Here is a 17,524-nt window from a genome sequence, read left to right as displayed (position 1 = left end):
AGGGGTCGCCGACGACGGCGCGCGGTGCGGGATTCGACCGATCTGTCGGTGTCATCCGGTGGCCAGCTGTGCGCGGGCCGCCGACAGCACATCCGCCGCCGTAAACCCGAACTTCTCCATCAGGTCGCCGATTGGGGCCGATGCGCCGAAACTGCGCATGGCGATGACCGTGCCGGCCGGACCGGCGTAGCGGTCCCAGCCCAGAGGCGAAGCTGCCTCGACCGCGACTCGCGCGGTGACACCCGGTGGTAGGACGGCGTCCCTATAGTATCGGTCCTGCGCCTCGAACAGCGCCCAGCACGGCATGCTGACGACCCGCACCGCAATGCCTTCGGCGCTCAGCGTTTCGAACGCCGCGATGCACAGCGCAACCTCGCTGCCGGTCGAGATCAGGATCAGCGCCGGGGTGGCGTCAGCGTCGCCGGCCAGCACGTAAGCCCCGCGCGCGACACCCGCCGCCGCAGAGTAGCGACTGCGATCAAGCGTCGGCACCGCCTGGCGGGTGAGCACCAGGCAGGCAGGCTGACGCAGTTGGACGATGACCTGCCAGCACGCGACGACCTCGTTGGCGTCGGCGGGGCGGAAGGTCAGCAGGCCGGGCATGCTGCGCAGCGCCGCGAGCTGTTCGACCGGCTGGTGCGTCGGGCCGTCCTGCCCGACGCCGATCGAATCGTGCGTCAGGACGTGGATGACCGGTAGCGCCATCAGCGCAGCGAGTCGGATGGCCGGCTTCATATAGTCTGAAAAGACCAGATAGGTCGCGCCGTAGGAGCGCAAACCCGAGAGGGCGAGGCCATTGACGATGGCACCCATCGCATGCTCGCGGATGCCGAAATGAAGGTTGCGCCCACCCGGGTTCGGCGCTTCCAGATCGCCGGCCCCGACAAAGTTCAGCCGGGTCTTGGTCGACGGCGCGAGGTCGGCGGCACCGCCAAGCAGCGCTGGATAGCGCTGCGCTACCGCGTCGAGGATAGTTGCAGACGCTTCCCGCGTGGCGAGCCCCTTTCCATCCGCCGGGAAGACCGGGAGGTTGTCGGTCACGCGAGCGGGAGGACGACCTGCAAGGATTTGGTCGAGCACTGCCGCGTCTTTCGGATGAGCGACCCCATAGGCTTCACGCAAATCGCGCCACGCTGCGTGGAGGGTGCCGCCCCGCGCGCCGATGCCCGCGCTGTAGTGCGCCTCGACTCCCCCCGGCACGCGGAAGGCGACTTCTTCCGGCCAACCATAACGCCGCTTGGCGAGCCGGATCTCCTCGGGCCCGAGCGGGTCGCCGTGCGCAGCGCTCGTATCCTGCTTGTGCGGCGCACCGTAGCCGATGTGGCTGTCGACGATGATCAACGTCGGCACGTCGGAGCGGGCGCGGAAGCCGGCGAAGGCAGCGGCCAGGCGCGCGGTATCATTGGCGTCGCCGACCTGCTCGACGTTCCAGCCATAGGCGAGGAACCGCGCCGAGACGTCCTCGGTGAAGGCAAGGTCGGTATGGCCTTCGATCGTGACGCGGTTGCGGTCGTAGATCCAGCAGAGGTTGCCGAGCATCAGGTGGCCGGCAAGCGCAGCAGCCTCGCTGCTCACCCCCTCCATCAGGTCGCCGTCGCCGCAAAATGCGAAGACGTCGTGATCGAACATCACGAAGCCGGGGCGATTGAAGCGTGCGCCGAGCCAACGTCCGGCGATCGCCATACCGACGCTGTTGCCGCAGCCTTGACCGAGCGGCCCGGTGGTGGTTTCCACACCCGGCGTCAGTCCGTGCTCGGGATGGCCGGGGCACCGGCTGCCAAGGCTGCGGAACGCCATGATGTCGTCGAGAGTCAGCGCATCCTGCTGCGGACTGTGGACGCCACAGAGAAACAGGATCGAGTATAGCATGATCGAGGCGTGGCCGTTTGACAGAACGAAACGGTCACGGTTCGGCCAGTGGCTGTCGGCCGGATCATAGCGCAGGACGTCCTGCCATAGCGTATGGATGACCGGTGCCAGCGCCATCGGGGTACCAGGATGACCCGAATCAGCCTTTTGAACGGCGTCCATCGACAGTGTCCTGATCGTGTCGATGCAGAGCGCGTCGATGTCGTCGCGGGGTTCGGGTCCCGCCGCAGGGGGATGCGGCTCGAGCGCGGTTGCCAGCATGGTGTCAGGCCGGTTCGACGACGCGCTTGCCGTCATAATAGCCGTGGAAGGCATATTCATAAGCGCGATCCACAGCCTGCGAGCCATCGTAGGCCGGGCTACCCTTCAGCGTCTCGCGGCTGATATCGACGTGGACCAGCCGCGGCGACCAGTCGATCGATGTGATCGACCGTGGCGAAACCAGAACATGCTTGCCGGGCCACCAGTTGCGTGTGTCGGCGACGAGATAGTGGATGCTCCAGTCGGCGTCCTCCACCAGAAAATCGGCGACATGGCCAATCTCGCCGTTGGTGGCCTCCAGCAGGTAACCGGTGACTTCACGAACGCTACGCAGATGTGCGTCGCCCGTGGCCGCGTGATCCGTCTTGGCCTGCGCCTCTGCGAAACCGGGCCCTGGCGGCTCCATCATGCCGCCGGTATAGCCGTAGCCGCCCATGTAGAAGCCGGTCGACCAATAAGGCGCCCAACCGAGATAATCATAGAGTCCGGTCTCCATCTGTCTGGATACCGGCTCGTCGGTATTGACCGACGGGCTGTCCTTGATCTGCTGCTTTGTCAGCAGCACCGAATATTGGTGGCCAATATGGTTGACATGACCCAGCGCCGACGGCGGAAGCAATATCTTGCGATCGCCCAGCCAGCCGCCGGTATCGATCACCAGCCAACGAATCCGCCACGTTACGTCGTCGAACAGCAAATCGACGACGGAGCCGATGGGGCCATCGCTCGCTTCCAGTGCGAAGCCTTCGATCTTCGAGGCATGGAGGATCATCGGTTCGTCCCTGCAGCACCAATACAAGTCGCTGTATTAGCCGCCGCGACCGCCGGCTCTGAGGGCCGGAAACTACCTACGGGGCAGTCGTCGCATCGCGCCGCGTCGGGGCGGACAACGCCCCGACGCCGGCCATCGACCCCGATCCATGCGTAGTTTCCGAGGCTGCTCGTTCATCGACGGGCGCAATACATCGTCCTGATGCCGTTCGCCTCTCAGCCCTACACGAGACCGACGCGCGATGCGCTTTCGCGATGACAGCGGCGGTCGCCCCCCCGGCTCAGCAACCGTCACCGTCGCGCGGCGAGGGCATCGTCACGGCGATTCGCGGCAGCGTCGTCGACGTCCGCTTTCCGGGCCGCCTGCCGCCGATCTATTCGCTGCTGCGCGCTGGCGCCGATCTGGACATAGCGCTCGAAGTGCTGTCGCACCCGGACGAACACCATGTCCGCGGCATCGCCCTGGCACCCACGCAGGGCCTTGCCCGCGGCATGCCGGTCACCGACACCGGCGGCCCGCTCAAGGCGCCCGTCGGCATGGCGGTGCTGTCGCGAATGTTCGACGTGTTCGGCAACGCCATCGACCGCAAGCCCGCGCTGGCGGGCGTCGACTGGCGATCGATACATCGCGCCCCGCCGCCCCTCGTCCAACGGTCGACGAAGTCGGAAATCTTCGAAACCGGCATCAAGGCGATCGACGTGCTGGCGCCTCTCGAACGCGGTGGCAAGGCGGGGCTGTTCGGCGGTGCGGGTGTCGGCAAGACGGTGCTGCTGACCGAGATCATCCACAACATGATCGGCCACGACAACGGCGTCAGCATCTTCTGCGGGATCGGGGAGCGCTGCCGCGAGGGCGAGGAACTCTACCATGCGATGGACAAGGCGGGCGTGCTGCCCGGCATGGTCATGCTGTTCGGCCAGATGAACGAGCCGCCCGGCGCGCGCTTCCGCATCGGATATGCGGCACTGACGATGGCCGAGTATTTTCGCGACGACCAGCACCGCGACGTGCTGCTGCTGATCGACAATATTTTCCGCTTTATCCAGGCGGGCGCGGAAGTTTCGGGCCTGATGGGGCGGATGCCGTCGCGGCTCGGCTATCAGCCGACCATGGGTACCGAGCTTTCCGAGGTCGAGGAGCGTATCTCCAGCACCGACCGGGGCGCGATTACCTCGATCCAGGCGGTCTATGTGCCAGCCGACGACTTTACCGATCCGGCTGCGGTCCACACCTTCTCGCATCTGTCGGCCTCGCTCGTCCTTTCGCGCAAGCGCGCCGCCGAGGGCCTGTATCCGGCGATTGATCCGTTGCAGTCCAATTCCAAGATGGCGACGCCGGCGGTAGTTGGCGAGCGCCACTACCGGCTGGCGCAGGAAATCCGGAAGACCCTCGCGCAATATGCCGGCTTGCAGGACATCATCGCCATGCTTGGCCTCGAGCAATTGTCGCCGGATGACCGCAAGACCGTCGGCCGGGCGCGCCGGCTGGAGCGCTTCCTGACCCAGCCGTTCTACACCACCGAGCAATTCACCGGCAAGGCGGGAAAGCAGGTATCGCGCGCCGATGCTCTCGATGGCTGCGAACGCATCCTTGCCGACGAGTTCGAGGACGTGCCCGAAGCCGCGCTCTACATGATCGGCGCGGTCGACGAGGCCAAGGCAAAGGCCGACACCGACGCGCCGCAATCCGAGGCCCAGCCCCTTGCAGCTTAAGATCCTTCTCCCGGACCGGGTCTTTGCCGACGAAGCGAGGATCGCAAGGATCGTCTTCATGACGCCGGGCGGCAGTTTCGGGCTGTTGTCGCGCCGCGCGGACTGCGTCGCGGCGATCGTACCGGGGTTGTTCGTCTACCAAGCCGAGGGTGTCGACGAGGTGACGTTGGCGCTCGACGAGGGCGTGCTGGTGAAGGCCGGCGACGACGTCCTCGTTTCGGTGCGCCGCGCCATCGCCGGGAGCGACATTGAACAGCTGCAGCACAACATCGCCGCCGAGTTCCTGACGCTGAGTGATCTCCAGCAGGCCCAGCGCCGCGTCTCGGCACAGCTCGAGAGCGGCTTCATCAAGCGTTTCGCGGCGCTCGAAAATGCCTGAGCCGAAAAGATCACGCGGGGCCCCGGGGTTTGCCGCTTCGGTCGGCGCGCAGGCGGTTCGCCGTGCGCGGGCGCGGCGCAATGCCGGGCACGGCGTGTGGTTCGGCCTCGGCATGATGGGCCTCGTCGGCTGGTCGGTGGCAATTCCGACCCTGCTCGGGGCAGCGCTCGGCAGCTGGCTCGATCATCACCATCCGTGTGGCCGCTCGTGGACGCTGGCGTTGCTTGTCGCAGGCCTGGCGATCGGCGCGTGGAATGCCTGGCACTGGGTCGCGGCCCAACAGGCCAAGCTGGAGGCTGACGATGACGACTCCGTCTGACGTCATCGCGCTCGCCCCGGCGCTGGCCGCCGGCGTCGCGCTCGGAGCGCTGTTCTTCGGTGGCCTGTGGTGGACGGTCCGCCATGTGCTGGCGGCGCGCCTTCCTGCAGCGTGGCTGATCGCCAGCTTCATTGTCCGGATCGCCCTCGTGCTCGCGGGCTTCCTCGTCGCCGCCGGTGACCAATGGCAGCGCTGGCTCGTCGTCTTGGCGGGGTTCGTCGCGGCGCGCCTTGTTATCGCGCGGTTGCTGCCGGTGCCGGTCGCGGGAACGTTGGCACCCGGAATGGGCCACCATGCGCCTTAGCCCCGATCAACTGGTCTTCTGGCACCGCGGTGTCGTCAGCCTGAATGCGACGATCGTGTTCACCTGGGTGCTGATGGTCGTGCTGGTGGCGGGCTCGGCGCTTGCCACGCGGCGGCTGGCGACCGGCAGCCGCCGCTCGCGCTGGCAGAACCTGCTCGAGATCGTCGTGACCGCGATCGAAGGCCAGATCGGCGAGATCGGCCTCGACAACCCGCGCCGCTATGTTCCCTTCGTCGGCACGCTGTTCCTGTTCATCGGCGCCTCCAGCCTGTCGAGCATCATCCCGGGGTTCGAACCACCGACCGGATCACTGTCGACCACGGTCGCGCTGGCGCTTTGCGTGTTCGTCGCGGTGCCGGTGTTCGGCATCGCAGCGCGCGGCGTCGGCGGCTACCTCGCCTCCTATGTCCAGCCGACGGTGATCATGCTGCCGTTCAACATCATCAGCGAGGCGTCGCGGACACTGGCGCTCGCGGTGCGCCTGTTCGGCAACATGATGAGCGGCGCGATGATCGTTGGCATCCTGGTTAGCATCACGCCATTGCTCTTTCCGGTCGTGATGACCGCGCTCGGCCTGCTGATCGGCATGGTCCAAGCCTACATCTTCGCCATTCTGGCCACCGTCTACATCGCCGCCGCCGCGCGCCAGCCGCGCCCCGCACCCCGCACCCCGCCAGTGCCCGCCTGATCTCCCGATACAAGGAACACCCATGGACGCCAGCGTCATCATCGCCGTGGTCTCGATCGTCATGGCCGGTCTCACCACCGGCTTCGGCACGATGGGACCCGCCTTTGCCGAGGGCCGGGCGGTCGCCGCCGCGATGACTTCGCTGGCGCAGCAGCCCGATGCGTCGGCCACCATCACCCGAACTCTGTTCGTCGGCTTGGCGATGATCGAGTCGACGGCGATCTATTGCTTCGTCGTCTCGATGATCCTGATCTTCGCCAACCCGTTCTGGAACGCGGCCGTCACGGCGGTCGCCGCGCACGCCGGCAAATAGATGCTGATCGACTGGTTCACGGTTGGCGCGCAGGCGCTCAATTTCCTCATCCTGATGGGATTGCTGAAGCAGTTCCTCTACCGCCCCGTTCTCGATGCCATCGACGCCCGCGAGAAGCGCATCGACGGGCAGCTTGCCGATGCCAAGCGGCAGAAGGCCGAAGCGCATACGGAAAAGCTCGCGTTCGGGAAGAAGAACGCCGACTTCGACGCCGATCGCGCCGACCTGCTCACGAAGGCGCAGGCGGCGGCGGATGCCGAGGGCAAGAAGCTCGTCGAAGCGGCGCGCGCGGCCGCGGACGCTGCGGCCGCGCGACGCCGCGATGCACTGAAAGCGGAGGATGTCGAACTCGTCGCGTCGATCCGCCGCCGCACCAGCGACGGTGTCTTCGCGATCACCCGGAAGATGCTGGCCGATCTTGCCGATGCGAGCCTCGAGGCCAGCATCGGCAAGCTGTTCCTCCGCCGGCTGGAGTCGATGGAGGCCACCGCCGTGACGCAGATGAAGGTGGCGCTGGCCTCGTCGCATGCCGCTAAGGCCATGGTGCGTACCGCCTTTGATCTCCCCGCGGACCAGCGTACCGCCATCGGCACGGCGGTCGGGCACCTGCTCGGCAGCGACGTCGCCATCGATTTCGAGACTTCACCGGCGTTGCTGGGCGGTTTCGAACTCGTCGTTTCGGGGCAGAAGCTGAGCTGGAGTATCGCCGACTATCTGCAGGCGATGCAGGCCGGCATCGATACCCAGCTCGAAGCGACGCCCGCGACGAAGCCAGCGAAGTCGGCGAAGTGAAGCGCGCCGAGCCGCTGCATCGCGCGTTCGACGACGCTTTCGCGGCGATCGAGGCGGGGCAGGCCGCGTTCGCCGTCGCGCTGGTGCCGCAGGAGATCGGCGCGATCACCGATGTCTCGGTCGGCATCGCCAAGGTATCGGGCCTGCCGGGCACCGGGTCGGAGGAGCTGCTGCGCTTCCCCGGCGGCATCTTCGGCATCGCCTTCAATATCGACGCCGACGAGATCGGCGTCGTGCTGCTCGGCAATCACGACCATTTGCGGGCTGGGGACGAGGTGCTGCGCACCGGGCGGGTCATGGATGTCATCGTCGGCGATGCGCTTCTCGGTCGGGTGCTCGATCCGCTTGGCCGGCCGCTCGACGGCAACGGCGCGATCGCGGCGCACGACCGCTTGCCGATCGAGCGGCCGGCCACCGCGATCATGGACCGCGCGGCGGTCACGGTGCCGCTGCAGACCGGGCTCAAGGTGATCGACGCGATGGTGCCGATCGGCCGCGGCCAGCGCGAACTCATCCTCGGCGATCGGCGGACGGGCAAGACCGCGATCGCGCTCGACACGATCCTAAACCAGCGCGGCAAGGATGTCGTCTGCATCTATTGCGCCATCGGCCAGCGGGCGTCAGCGGTCGCGCAGGTCATCGCCTCGCTGCGGGAACACGATGCGATGGCCTACACCGTCGTCGTCGTCGCCGAGGGCAACCAGCCGCCGGGCCTGCTCTATATCGCGCCCTATGCCGCGACCAGCATCGCCGAAGCGTTCATGGCGAAGGGCCGCGACGTGCTGATCGTCTATGACGACCTGACCCAGCACGCCCGCGCCTACCGCGAAATTTCGCTGCTGCTGCGCCGCCCGCCAGGCCGCGAGGCATTCCCGGGCGATATCTTCTACATCCATTCGCGGATGCTCGAGCGGTCGACGCATCTGAACAAGGCGCTCGGCGCCGGCTCGCTGACCGCTTTGCCGATCATCGAGACCGAAGCTGAGGATATTGCCGCCTATATCCCGACCAACCTGATCTCGATTACCGATGGCCAGATCTATCTATCGCCGTCGCTGTTCGAGCTTGGCGTGCTGCCGGCGGTCGATGTTGGCAAGTCCGTTTCACGCGTCGGCGGCAATGCGCAGCACGCCATCCTGCGCGGCGTCGCCAGCGACATCAAGCTCGCCTACGCCCAGTTCGAGGAACTGGAGACATTCGCGCGATTCGGTGCGCGCCTAGACGCCGCAACGGCGAAGACGCTGGCCCACGGCCGCCGTATCCGCGCGGCCCTGAAGCAAAACGAGATGGCACCGCTCGCCGTCCAGCAGCAGATCGCTATCCTTCTGGCGCTTGGGGCCAGACTGTTCGATCCGGTGCCACTGCCTCGCATGGACGAGGCGCAGGCGGCAATCGGCGCGGCGGTTGACGCCTTGCCAACCGGGCTGCTCGACCGGCTTTCCGGAACCGGCAAACTCGCCGATGCGGACCGGGCCGCGGTCATGGCAATGCTGCAGACCGCGCTCGCTGAGTTCGTGCCGCCAGCGGGCGCGGCAAAGCCGGCAGGCGAGGCAGACCCGGCCGCAAACCCGGCGCCTGCACAATGAGCGCGACGATCGCCGGTTTGCGGCGCAAGATCGCCAGCGCGGGCGACCTGCAATCGGTGGTGCGCGCCATGAAGGCGCAGGCGGCCGCGAGCATCGAACAGTTCGAACGTTCGGTCACGGCGCTGGCCGAATATCAGCGAACGGTATCGCTGGGTCTCGGCGTCTGCATTCGCGCGCGGAGCGTCGTAGCGCCCACCCCGGACCAACGGCAGCGTGCGGTCAGGATCGTCGTCTTCGGTTCCGACTAGGGGCTGGTCGGCCGTTTCAACGATATCGTCACCGATCGCGCCACGGCCTTGGCCGCCGGCCAGTCCGGCGCCGTCGCGATCTGGACCGTCGGCCAGCGCGTGCACGAATTGATGAGCGATACCGGCCGGGTGATCGAGCATTCGTTCGACGTTCCGGCGTCGGTAGATGCGATCACGACCTTTGTCGGCCAATTACTCATCGCCGACCAAGCGCTTCTGGACGCGGACCGGCTCATCGAGCTCCACCTCGTCTATAACCAGATCGCGCCGTCGGCGACCTTTCGCCCGGTCAGCATCCAGCTTCTGCCTCTAGACAACGCATGGCGCTCGCGCACGGCCGCAGTGGCATGGCCAACCTCGGGGCTACCTGAGGTGCTGGCCACCAACGCTGGGACCCTCGCCGCCTTCATCCGGGAATATCTATTCGTCTCGCTGTTCCGTGCCTGCGCTGAATCGCTGGCAAGTGAGAACACTAGTCGCCTGGCCGCGATGCAGCGCGCCGAAAAGAACATCGACGACTTGCGCGACACGCTCGGCGGCGAATATCACCGCCTGCGCCAGGCTGGCATCGACGAGGAATTGTTCGACGTTGTTGCCGGCTACGAGGCCCTTCGAGCCGATGCGGCTCGAACCCCCTGAGCCGGTACCTGTCCGCTACGTGATCCCGGCCGCTGGGCCTATGCCGCAATATCGGCCTTTAGCTGACCGAATTGTTCGCGCGTTAGTTCGCCCCGCGCATAGCGTTCGTCGAGAATTTCGCGAGCGGTACGCGGCGTCCAGCGATCGTATTTTCGATGGGCGCGATAGGTGTAGCCCCAGTTGCCGGCGCCAGAGAACAGCAGGAAGATGAACGCGAGCCACAGGACCCAGCCCCAGCCGAAGACCCAATTGTTTGCATCGTGCATGGCGATCATTTCCTTATCTCGAGCGGGGTGATTTTCGGACACTTGGCCGTGCCGGCAAAGCATCGGAAACTACCCACGCCGCATCCCGCGTCAGCGGGCATCGTCAGCCGTGGATGTCGTGCAGCGCGCGGAACGCCTTGTAGAGCACGCGCGGGTCGAACGCTCCTTTGTAGACTGCGGGCGGTTCACGCTTGATGCCGAGCAGCGCGTAGGCCGCGACCTGGGCCGAGCGGATCGAATACTCGACCGTGAAAACGACATCGTCGGGCAGTTCGCAAAACTGACCCACGAAAGCGAGATTCTTCGTGTTGGCGGGGATTACCTGCGGCCGGTCGCCGTGCTCGCGAGTAAGGAACTGGCTGGTGATGAACGGCATCATGCACGGTATGCAGATTGCATGGTCGATGATCGCCTCGGCGTCGTCGGCGAAGCGGAGGTGCCCAAGGATCTCGGTCATGATCTCGCGGCCGGTGCACGCGGACATCGGCTTCGCAACGAAGTTGCCCGGCTTGTCGACCGATAGTCCATAGCCCCAGAACACCGCCACATCGGCGGGCTGGCCGATAAAATGCGGCTGATACGGCACGACGATCGACGCCAGCCAGTTCGAGTCGGGAAAGGTGATCAGCCCGCCCTCGCCCGGGACGTTGCCGGTCAGATCGCCGAGCAGTCGCAGGAAGGTCGGGTCGGACAGGGTCGTCGTGAACGACAGCCACTTCGACTCGCCGATGTGGTCGGCAAATGCCGCGGGACGGCCGAACTCGGGGCGTCCGAGCGCGAGCTTTTCCCACAGCGCCCACGCACCGCCGTCATCCTTGCCGAGCAGCAGCGGCGCGGCGTCCATGCTGCCGAGGCTCGACGCCTCGGTCATCGAGCCGAGCGTGACGATGACGAAGTCGTCGGGTTCAATAGCGATGGTCTGGTCGCGCCCATCATGCCGACACGAGATGCCAGTGACGGACTTGATGCCGTTCGGCTCGACCAAATTGATATCCGTGACCGTCGTCTCGAACTGGAACGTCACGCCGCGGTCGAGCAGCCATTTGCGCAGCGGTCGAACGAATGAGTCGTATTGGTTATAAACCGTCCGCATGATCCCGAGCAGGCGGTCGAAGCCGCCGACCATGTGAGCGAAGCGGACGAGGTAGCGCTTGAACTCGACTGCGCTGTGCCACGGCTGGAACGCGAACGTCGTGCACCACATGAACCAGAAGTCGGTCTCGAAGAACGTCGGATCGAATTGATCGGCAATGCTGGTGTGGCCGATAATCGTTTCGGGTTCGAGCGCAAGCCGCTCGATCGTCAGGATGTGGCGTTCGCTGAGCCCGAATGCCGGCGCGGTCTGGCGCTGGCCGTCGCGAACGAGGCGCGATTTCGACGACGTCTTCAGCGTCTCGTTCCAAGCGAACGTCTCCTGCGTCACGGTCTGGCTGCTGTCGAGCGTCGGGATCGACGCGAACAACTCCCAGGTGCACAGATATTTGCTCTCGAGCATCCGCCCGCCGCGCAGCGAATAGCCCGTGTCGGGCGAGCCTGCGCCGTCAAGCGCGCCGCCGATCCGGTCAGACTCCTCGAAGATAGTAATCGCATGCCCGGGCATGTCGCCGTCGCGTATAAGAAATGCCGCCGCCGCCATCGATGCGATCCCGCCGCCTACCAGATACGCCTTGGAGTGGCTTGCAGGGGGTACGATTCCGGTGACGTGACTGACCATATTGCGCGTTCCTCTTGCCGGAAGAGGGTTAGACCTACCCGGTCACCGCCGCGCGATTCGGAATCTACTCAGCCGGCACCGCCGGCACCTTCATGGAACTCGCGATGAGTACGCCGCCAGAACCGACCGACGCCGCGGAGAGCGCCAGCCGGGCGAGTTCGGGCACCGACTTCGACCCCGTCTTCTTCATGATCGCGGCACGATGGTTTTCCACCGTGCGCTGGCTGATCTCGAGGTCGGCAGCGATGTTCTTGCTGGGATGACCCGCCAGCACCAGATCCATGATCTGATGCTGGCGGGAGGTCAGCAAGCCGACGTGATCGGCCGCCGACCTCCGCCATGCAAACAATTTGCCGGCATCGCGTGACTGTTCCAGCGCGCGCGCGACTCCAACAAGCAGTTCGGCCGTGCCGACCGGTTTCTCGATGAAGTCGAGTGCACCGGCTTTCATCGCCTGCACCGCCATCGTCACATCTCCGCTTCCGGTGATCATGATCGACGGGATGCGATGCCCGGCATTTCCCAATGTTCGCAACAGGTCGAGCCCGTTCATCCCGGGCAGATAGGCATCGACCAGCAGGCAGTCCTCGCGACCTGGGCGGTAGGCAGCGATGAAATCCTCGGCGCTGGCAAAGTCCTCGACCGCCAGACCCTCGTCTTCGAGCATGACGCGCAGGAGGGTGCGGATCTGATCGTCGTCGTCGACGACGAAAATGACCGGGGCGTTGGTCAGGTCGAACGCCGGCCGTGCAATGGCCGCCGCCGCGGGCGTCAAGGCGCTGGCGATGGCGGCGAGCAGCTCCTTCAGCTTGACCGGCTTGCTCAGGTGGACGCAGTCCTGCTCGGCAATTGCACGCAATGACGCCGTCGAGATATCGCCGGTCAAGACGATCGTCGGGATCGATCGAGCAAAGCGCTTACGCAGTGCCGCGGCGACGGCAAGCCCGTCCATGTCGTTCGGCAGATTGAAATCGGTCAAGATGAGGCTGGGCACCACTGATTTCAGCGCAAGTCGAAGGATCTCTGCACCGTCGGCGGCCGCGACGGTGGCGTAGCCGGCGTCCTGCAGGACAAGCTCGTTGGTCTCGCGGACACTATCATCGTCTTCGATCACGAAGATCGTTCCGATGGTGGTTTCCCCGCCGCGCGGCGCGCTTGGCTCGATTGGTTCTGCGGGCCGGATAACCTCTAGTGAGGTGCATGCAATATCGATCGAGAATGTCGAACCGCTGCCGATTTGCGAAGCCACTTTGACCGAATGGCCGAGCAGTCTGCCGAGGCGCTGGACAATCGACAGGCCGAGGCCCAAGCCGTGATCGCGGCTGTAGAAGCCGCTCGCCAGTTGACGATATTCCTCGAAGATCGTGTCAAGATCGTCGGCTGCAATCCCTATGCCGGTATCGCAGATCTGGATGCTCAGACGGTCTGCGTGGCGCCGGCAACCAATCAGGATTTTGCCGCTGCTGGTGTACTTGAGCGCATTGTTGAGGAGATTGCGCAGCATCTGTTCAAGCAGGCGCGGGTCGCTGTCGATTTCGAGGCTACACGGCACCACCCGCAACTCGAGATCCTTCGCCTGCGCATGAAGGCCGAACTCGTCGCGCAGTGTGTCGAGCACGCGCATGACTGGGAAACGCTCGAATCTGGCGGTGACGGTACCCGCCTCGATCTGATTAATATCGAGCAGCCGGTCGAGCATCTGCGCCATCGTCGCGAGGGTCTGACCGAAGCGCTCAACGAGATCCTTCGGCTTTTCGCCCTCGACAGATTTTTCGAGAAGACCTTCGAGCAGTTTCAGTGTCTGCAGCGGCTGACGCAGGTCGTGGCTTGCCGCGGCGAGAAAGCTCGACTTGGCGCGGTTGGCGAGCTCCGCCTGATGCTTGGCGGCTTCGAGCGCTTCAGCGACATGGATGCGATCGGTGATGTCGGCGAAGGTGATTACGACACCTTCAACGCCACCGCCCTGCACGCGGTAGGGCTGGATCGTTCGGCACCACAACCGGGTCGAGTCGGCGACTTCGCGGTCGACCGCCTCGCCGGTTTTGAGCACTGCGCGTGCATCCGCGGGCAAGTGCGGGTCGGCGGCAAGCGAGCGCAGATCGGCCAACGGCCTGCCGACATCACCAGGGATGACATTGAACAATGCCTTGGTGGCGGGCGTGAAAAAACGGATGTTGAGGTCATGGTCGAGAAACAGGGTCGCGACGTCGGTGCTGTATAAGATGTTCTGGAGGTCGTCTGCCGTCGTACGCTGTCGATCGAGCGTTTCTTGGAGCTGAGCGTTGAGTGCGGTCAGTTCCTCGTTCAGCGACTGGAGCTCCTCCTTCGATGTCAGAAGCTCCTCGTTAGTCGATTGAAACTCCTCGTTGACCGATGATGCTTCTTCGCTCGTCGCTTTTCGCTCCTCCTCCGCGATTTCGAAGCTGCGCGTCATCGCCTCGAGTTCGCTGCGGACCGTCGCGAGTTCGCTGTCGAGCTGGTCGGCGCCGATCAACCGTGGCGGCTTGTCGGGCATGTCGAAGGCGCGTTCGGCGGACACGTCAATGAACGCGATCAGGATAAGCTCCTCACTACCGCACATCACCGAACGAAGGTCGAGGCTATAATGCAGCGGATGGCCGTCGTACGTCGTCCGGCAGCCGGTGACGACGTGGCGCTGCACATCTCGTCCGACCTGATCGATCGCGGCGCGCAGGCGGGCCCGCAGCCCATGGGGGGCCATGGCGAGAATGTCTTGTGTTGGATGTCCCGGAGGAACGCGCAGGTAACGCTCGGTCGGACCGAGCGAATAGAGGCATTCAAACCGCCGGTTGACGAGCACAGCCGCGGGAGCGTGCGCCTCGAGGACGAGTCGCCGACAGAGGTCGGCAAGTATATTGTGCCGCGATCGCGTCAGTGCCGAGCGATCGGCGATTATAGGTAATGGCGCAGCCCGCGCGCCGGTCGGCTCGTTCCTCGGACCGGCGCGCTGCAGGCGTTCGTAAATCCGGTCGCTCTTCGACGTTACGGTGAACAACGTTTCCGTGCTGCCGGTCGTCTCGGCGTTGCCGAGGACAAGGACGCCATTGTCACGAAGCGCGAAAGCGAACAGCGCGACGACTTTTTGCTGGGCCTCCGGGTCGAGATAGATCAGCAGGTTGCGACATGAAATCATGTCGAGCCGGGAGAATGGCGGATCGGCCAAAACATTCTGCACGGTGAACACGACATCGCTGCGCAAAGCGGGTGTGACAGTGTAGCAATCATCGTCGCCCTTGACGAAAAATCGGGCTAGGCGCGCAGACGATACGGTAGACGAGATTGCCGCCGGATAGCGGCCATCGCGCGCGGTGGCGACGGCATCCTCGTCGAGGTCGGATGCGAAGATCTGCAGCTTGAGACTTCGCTTCGAGCGCGCGATCTCCTCATGGAACAGGATCGCAATCGAGTAGGCCTCTTCGCCACTACTACAGCCGGCAATCCAGATGCGTAATGGCTGGCCGGGGCGCTGGTCGCGGACGAGCGCCGGTACGACGGTCTTGGCGAGCGTCTCGAATACCTTGGTATCTCGGAAGAAGGAGGTAACGTTGATCAGCAAGTCCTTGCCGAGCTGGTCAAGTTCGCCCGCTTCCCTGCTCAGAACGTCGAGATACGCAGACCTGTCGCCGGATGGCATTCCCAGCATCGCCATCCGCCGATCGATACGACGCGCAATCGTGCCCGGCTTGTATTGGGTGAAATCGTGAGCGGTGCCGCTGCGCAACAGCGAGATGATCGCCGCGAGATTGTCTGCCGGTTCCGCGCTGCGGGTATTCGGCATAGCCGCCTGAAACTGCGCCAGCGCTGCTGGCATATCGGCGACCCTGAGCACCCGATCGACGTCGCCAGTATCGATAGCGCTTTGAGGCATGCCGTCATAGGCAGCCTCCCCGGGGTCCTGGGCAATGATGAGGCCGCCCGAGGCCCTGATCGCCTGCAATCCCAGGCTCCCGTCGCTACCTGTGCCTGACAGAATGATAGCAGCGCAGCGTGAACTGGGGTCGGCGGCGAGAGCGTTGAGAAGAAAGTCGAACGGCATCCGCGCGCCGTGCCGGACCGTCGGTGGCGATAACTTCAGTCGACCGCGGATTACCGCGAGGTAGGTTCCTGGCGGAATGAGATAGATATGGTCCCGCTCGACCCGCATCCCATCGACCGCCTCGACGACCGTCATTGCGGTATGCGACCCGAGCAGGTCAACCATCATACTCTTATGGGTGGGTTCGAGGTGCTGGACGACGACGAAAGCCATTCCGGTGCCGTCGGGGACCGCCTCGACCAGCCGCGTGCACGCGTCGAGCCCGCCCGCCGATGCACCGACCGCGACGATCAGCAGGCTGGCTAGGGAGCTGGCTGCAGTATCGGCCGCGGCACTCTGCGAACGGCTCATTGAAATGATCGCTTTCAATATCCGCAGGGCGTCTCGTCGACGGGCGGACGTATAGCTAACCGCTATCCACGGTACACTGTCAAACAATCATCGCTTTAAATTGCCGCGTCTTGAGTTCGGCTGCGTATTTTCCGATACTGGCGAGGTCGCATGAGACGGGCGAAAAGCGCGTCGGGAAGTCCCCTCCGGGATAGCAAAAGCGCTCGATTTTAGTGACAGCCGCTGGTGTCTTAATTGCCGTCGAGGTTGCTAGCGCAGCTTTCCCGCAAAAGCCCCCTCTTGTCGTCGTCGATCCTAAAACGCTTGCACAAGGGTATCGCATCACGCGTGTGGTCGGTAGTGAGGTCATCGACGACGCTGGCGAGACCGTCGGTCGGGTCGACGACCTCATCGTTACATTATCTGGCAAGGTGCCGTATGTCGTGTTGGCGGTCGGTATCTTTCCCAGAGTTGCACCTCGCCTCGTGGTGCTGCCAGCGACCGCGCTCGACAGATCGCCCAAGGGCTTGGTTCTGCATGGCGCGACACGAGCCGCACTGGGAAAGTTACCGCGTTTCACATATGAATACTGACGCGAACGACCGCCGTAACACCAGCCGCACGTTGCTGATGACGCGCGGAGGCCTATATCTGGACCATGAGAAAATTATCTCGGCGTCGGCTGCTCGGCTTTGGTAGCGCGGCGATTGCGTTTGTCGCGGCTCTGCCGGTAACAGCAGATGCCGGAATACCGGACGCCGCAAGCTTGCTCGACAAGGCCCGCGACGCCGTTGATCGGCATGCGCAACACCTGACATATCGCGACCGGATCGGAATTGTCGACTTCTCGAGCGCATCGAACGTCCCGCGCCTGTCGATCGTCGATCTGGCGAACGGACGGTCTGAGCATTTCCTCGTCGCGCACGGGCGAGGCTCTGATCCGCTGCACACCGGCTGGGTTAGTCGCCTGTCGAACGAACCTGGTTCTTATGCGTCGTCGGGCGGGGCCTACGTAACGGGCGGCTATTATGTCGGCACGCACGGGCGCTCGATGCGTCTCGACGGTCTCGATGCAAATAACAGCAATGCCGCCGCCCGCGCCATCGTGGTCCATGCCGCCTGGTATGTGTCGCCTGAGATTGCTCGCGCGACCGGCAAGCTCGGTCGAAGTGAGGGATGCTTCGCTGTCGCCCCTACGGATCTGGAGCAGGTTCTCGAACGGCTGGGGCCCGGTCGCCTGCTTTTTGCCGACAAGTCGACCTGACTCGACCGGTC

17 protein-coding genes are annotated in these 17,524 nt (G+C 64.6%); 12 read left to right on the top strand and 5 right to left on the bottom strand.

Annotation, left to right across the window (positions count from 1 at the left end; genetic code table 11):
* Positions 1-51 precede the first annotated feature (51 nt).
* Positions 52-2,130, bottom strand: coding sequence for a transketolase (gene tkt, locus KTC28_RS20340; RefSeq protein WP_219774224.1), 2,079 nt, complete (start codon positions 2,128-2,130; stop codon positions 52-54).
* Positions 2,131-2,134: 4 nt separating this feature from the next.
* Positions 2,135-2,902, bottom strand: coding sequence for a PRC-barrel domain-containing protein (locus KTC28_RS20335; protein ID WP_216710867.1), 768 nt, complete (start codon positions 2,900-2,902; stop codon positions 2,135-2,137).
* 254 nt (positions 2,903-3,156) lie between these two features.
* On the opposite strand from KTC28_RS20335, the gene atpD reads away from it, so the two are divergent.
* The 10 genes from atpD to KTC28_RS20290 are packed head-to-tail and all read left to right on the top strand — an operon-like array spanning position 3,157 to position 9,882.
* The gene (gene atpD / locus KTC28_RS20330; protein WP_216710868.1) at positions 3,157-4,614 is read left to right on the top strand and encodes a F0F1 ATP synthase subunit beta; all 1,458 of its coding nucleotides are present in this window, start codon (positions 3,157-3,159) and stop codon (positions 4,612-4,614) included.
* Positions 4,604-4,993, top strand: coding sequence for a F0F1 ATP synthase subunit epsilon (locus KTC28_RS20325; RefSeq protein ID WP_216710869.1), 390 nt, complete (start codon positions 4,604-4,606; stop codon positions 4,991-4,993). Before atpD ends, KTC28_RS20325 begins: the two co-directional genes overlap by 11 nt.
* The gene (locus KTC28_RS20320; protein WP_216710870.1) at positions 4,986-5,312 is read left to right on the top strand and encodes an AtpZ/AtpI family protein; all 327 of its coding nucleotides are present in this window, start codon (positions 4,986-4,988) and stop codon (positions 5,310-5,312) included. Before KTC28_RS20325 ends, KTC28_RS20320 begins: the two co-directional genes overlap by 8 nt.
* Positions 5,296-5,616 (top strand): ATP synthase subunit I, encoded by a 321-nt coding sequence (locus KTC28_RS20315; protein WP_216710871.1) that lies wholly within the window; start codon positions 5,296-5,298, stop codon positions 5,614-5,616. Before KTC28_RS20320 ends, KTC28_RS20315 begins: the two co-directional genes overlap by 17 nt.
* Positions 5,606-6,304: a F0F1 ATP synthase subunit A gene (locus KTC28_RS20310; RefSeq protein ID WP_216710872.1), complete on the top strand. Its 699-nt coding sequence runs from the start codon at positions 5,606-5,608 to the stop codon at positions 6,302-6,304. The genes KTC28_RS20315 and KTC28_RS20310 overlap by 11 nt, the downstream gene beginning before the upstream one ends.
* Positions 6,305-6,326: 22 nt before the next feature.
* A complete protein-coding gene (locus KTC28_RS20305; RefSeq protein WP_216710873.1) occupies positions 6,327-6,617 on the top strand; it encodes a F0F1 ATP synthase subunit C in 291 nt (96 codons plus the stop codon).
* Positions 6,618-7,409 (top strand): F0F1 ATP synthase subunit delta, encoded by a 792-nt coding sequence (locus tag KTC28_RS20300; protein ID WP_216710874.1) that lies wholly within the window; start codon positions 6,618-6,620, stop codon positions 7,407-7,409.
* Entirely contained in the window at positions 7,406-8,995 is a 1,590-nt protein-coding gene (locus tag KTC28_RS20295; protein ID WP_216710875.1) for an alternate F1F0 ATPase, F1 subunit alpha, read from the top strand. Before KTC28_RS20300 ends, KTC28_RS20295 begins: the two co-directional genes overlap by 4 nt.
* Positions 8,992-9,243, top strand: a complete 252-nt coding sequence (locus KTC28_RS23360) for a F0F1 ATP synthase subunit gamma (protein WP_216710876.1) — start codon at positions 8,992-8,994, stop codon at positions 9,241-9,243. The genes KTC28_RS20295 and KTC28_RS23360 overlap by 4 nt, the downstream gene beginning before the upstream one ends.
* Before the next feature lie 48 nt (positions 9,244-9,291).
* On the top strand, positions 9,292-9,882 hold the full coding sequence (locus tag KTC28_RS20290) for a F0F1 ATP synthase subunit gamma (protein WP_369426600.1): 591 nt from the start codon (positions 9,292-9,294) through the stop codon (positions 9,880-9,882).
* A 38-nt stretch (positions 9,883-9,920) separates the two neighbouring features.
* Here KTC28_RS20290 and KTC28_RS20285 read toward each other — a convergent pair whose 3' ends face one another.
* From KTC28_RS20285 to KTC28_RS20275, 3 genes are all read right to left on the bottom strand, one after another.
* Positions 9,921-10,157 (bottom strand): SHOCT domain-containing protein, encoded by a 237-nt coding sequence (locus KTC28_RS20285; protein ID WP_226895894.1) that lies wholly within the window; start codon positions 10,155-10,157, stop codon positions 9,921-9,923.
* A 94-nt stretch (positions 10,158-10,251) separates the two neighbouring features.
* Positions 10,252-11,862, bottom strand: coding sequence for an oleate hydratase (locus tag KTC28_RS20280; protein ID WP_216710877.1), 1,611 nt, complete (start codon positions 11,860-11,862; stop codon positions 10,252-10,254).
* 64 nt (positions 11,863-11,926) lie between these two features.
* A complete protein-coding gene (locus KTC28_RS20275) occupies positions 11,927-16,270 on the bottom strand; it encodes a CheR family methyltransferase (protein WP_216710878.1) in 4,344 nt (1,447 codons plus the stop codon).
* 212 nt (positions 16,271-16,482) lie between these two features.
* Between KTC28_RS20275 and KTC28_RS20270 the strand changes: the two genes are divergently transcribed.
* Positions 16,483-16,842, top strand: coding sequence for a PRC-barrel domain-containing protein (locus KTC28_RS20270; protein ID WP_216710879.1), 360 nt, complete (start codon positions 16,483-16,485; stop codon positions 16,840-16,842).
* 65 nt (positions 16,843-16,907) lie between these two features.
* Positions 16,908-17,513 (top strand): murein L,D-transpeptidase catalytic domain-containing protein, encoded by a 606-nt coding sequence (locus KTC28_RS20265; RefSeq protein WP_216710880.1) that lies wholly within the window; start codon positions 16,908-16,910, stop codon positions 17,511-17,513.
* The last annotated feature ends 11 nt before the right edge of the window (positions 17,514-17,524 follow it).

Origin of the sequence: Polymorphobacter megasporae (assembly GCF_018982885.2) — a bacterium.
Lineage (GTDB): Bacteria > Pseudomonadota > Alphaproteobacteria > Sphingomonadales > Sphingomonadaceae > Polymorphobacter_B > Polymorphobacter_B megasporae.
The sequence above is the reverse complement of the archived record's forward strand: the minus strand, read 5'-3'. Positions and strand labels throughout refer to the sequence as shown.

Bases quoted from the DNA above. Each gene is read 5' to 3' on its own strand.
- tkt (WP_219774224.1), bottom strand. From the start codon at position 2,130: ATGCTGGCAACCGCGCTCGAGCCGCATCCCCCTGCGGCGGGACCCGAA.
- KTC28_RS20335 (WP_216710867.1), bottom strand. From the start codon at position 2,902: ATGATCCTCCATGCCTCGAAGATCGAAGGCTTCGCACTGGAAGCGAGC.
- atpD (WP_216710868.1), top strand. From the start codon at position 3,157: ATGACAGCGGCGGTCGCCCCCCCGGCTCAGCAACCGTCACCGTCGCGC.
- KTC28_RS20320 (WP_216710870.1), top strand. From the start codon at position 4,986: ATGCCTGAGCCGAAAAGATCACGCGGGGCCCCGGGGTTTGCCGCTTCG.
- KTC28_RS20315 (WP_216710871.1), top strand. From the start codon at position 5,296: ATGACGACTCCGTCTGACGTCATCGCGCTCGCCCCGGCGCTGGCCGCC.
- KTC28_RS20310 (WP_216710872.1), top strand. From the start codon at position 5,606: ATGCGCCTTAGCCCCGATCAACTGGTCTTCTGGCACCGCGGTGTCGTC.
- KTC28_RS20305 (WP_216710873.1), top strand. From the start codon at position 6,327: ATGGACGCCAGCGTCATCATCGCCGTGGTCTCGATCGTCATGGCCGGT.
- KTC28_RS20300 (WP_216710874.1), top strand. From the start codon at position 6,618: ATGCTGATCGACTGGTTCACGGTTGGCGCGCAGGCGCTCAATTTCCTC.
- KTC28_RS23360 (WP_216710876.1), top strand. From the start codon at position 8,992: ATGAGCGCGACGATCGCCGGTTTGCGGCGCAAGATCGCCAGCGCGGGC.
- KTC28_RS20285 (WP_226895894.1), bottom strand. From the start codon at position 10,157: ATGATCGCCATGCACGATGCAAACAATTGGGTCTTCGGCTGGGGCTGG.
- KTC28_RS20280 (WP_216710877.1), bottom strand. From the start codon at position 11,862: ATGGTCAGTCACGTCACCGGAATCGTACCCCCTGCAAGCCACTCCAAG.
- KTC28_RS20275 (WP_216710878.1), bottom strand. From the start codon at position 16,270: ATGAGCCGTTCGCAGAGTGCCGCGGCCGATACTGCAGCCAGCTCCCTA.
- KTC28_RS20265 (WP_216710880.1), top strand. From the start codon at position 16,908: ATGAGAAAATTATCTCGGCGTCGGCTGCTCGGCTTTGGTAGCGCGGCG.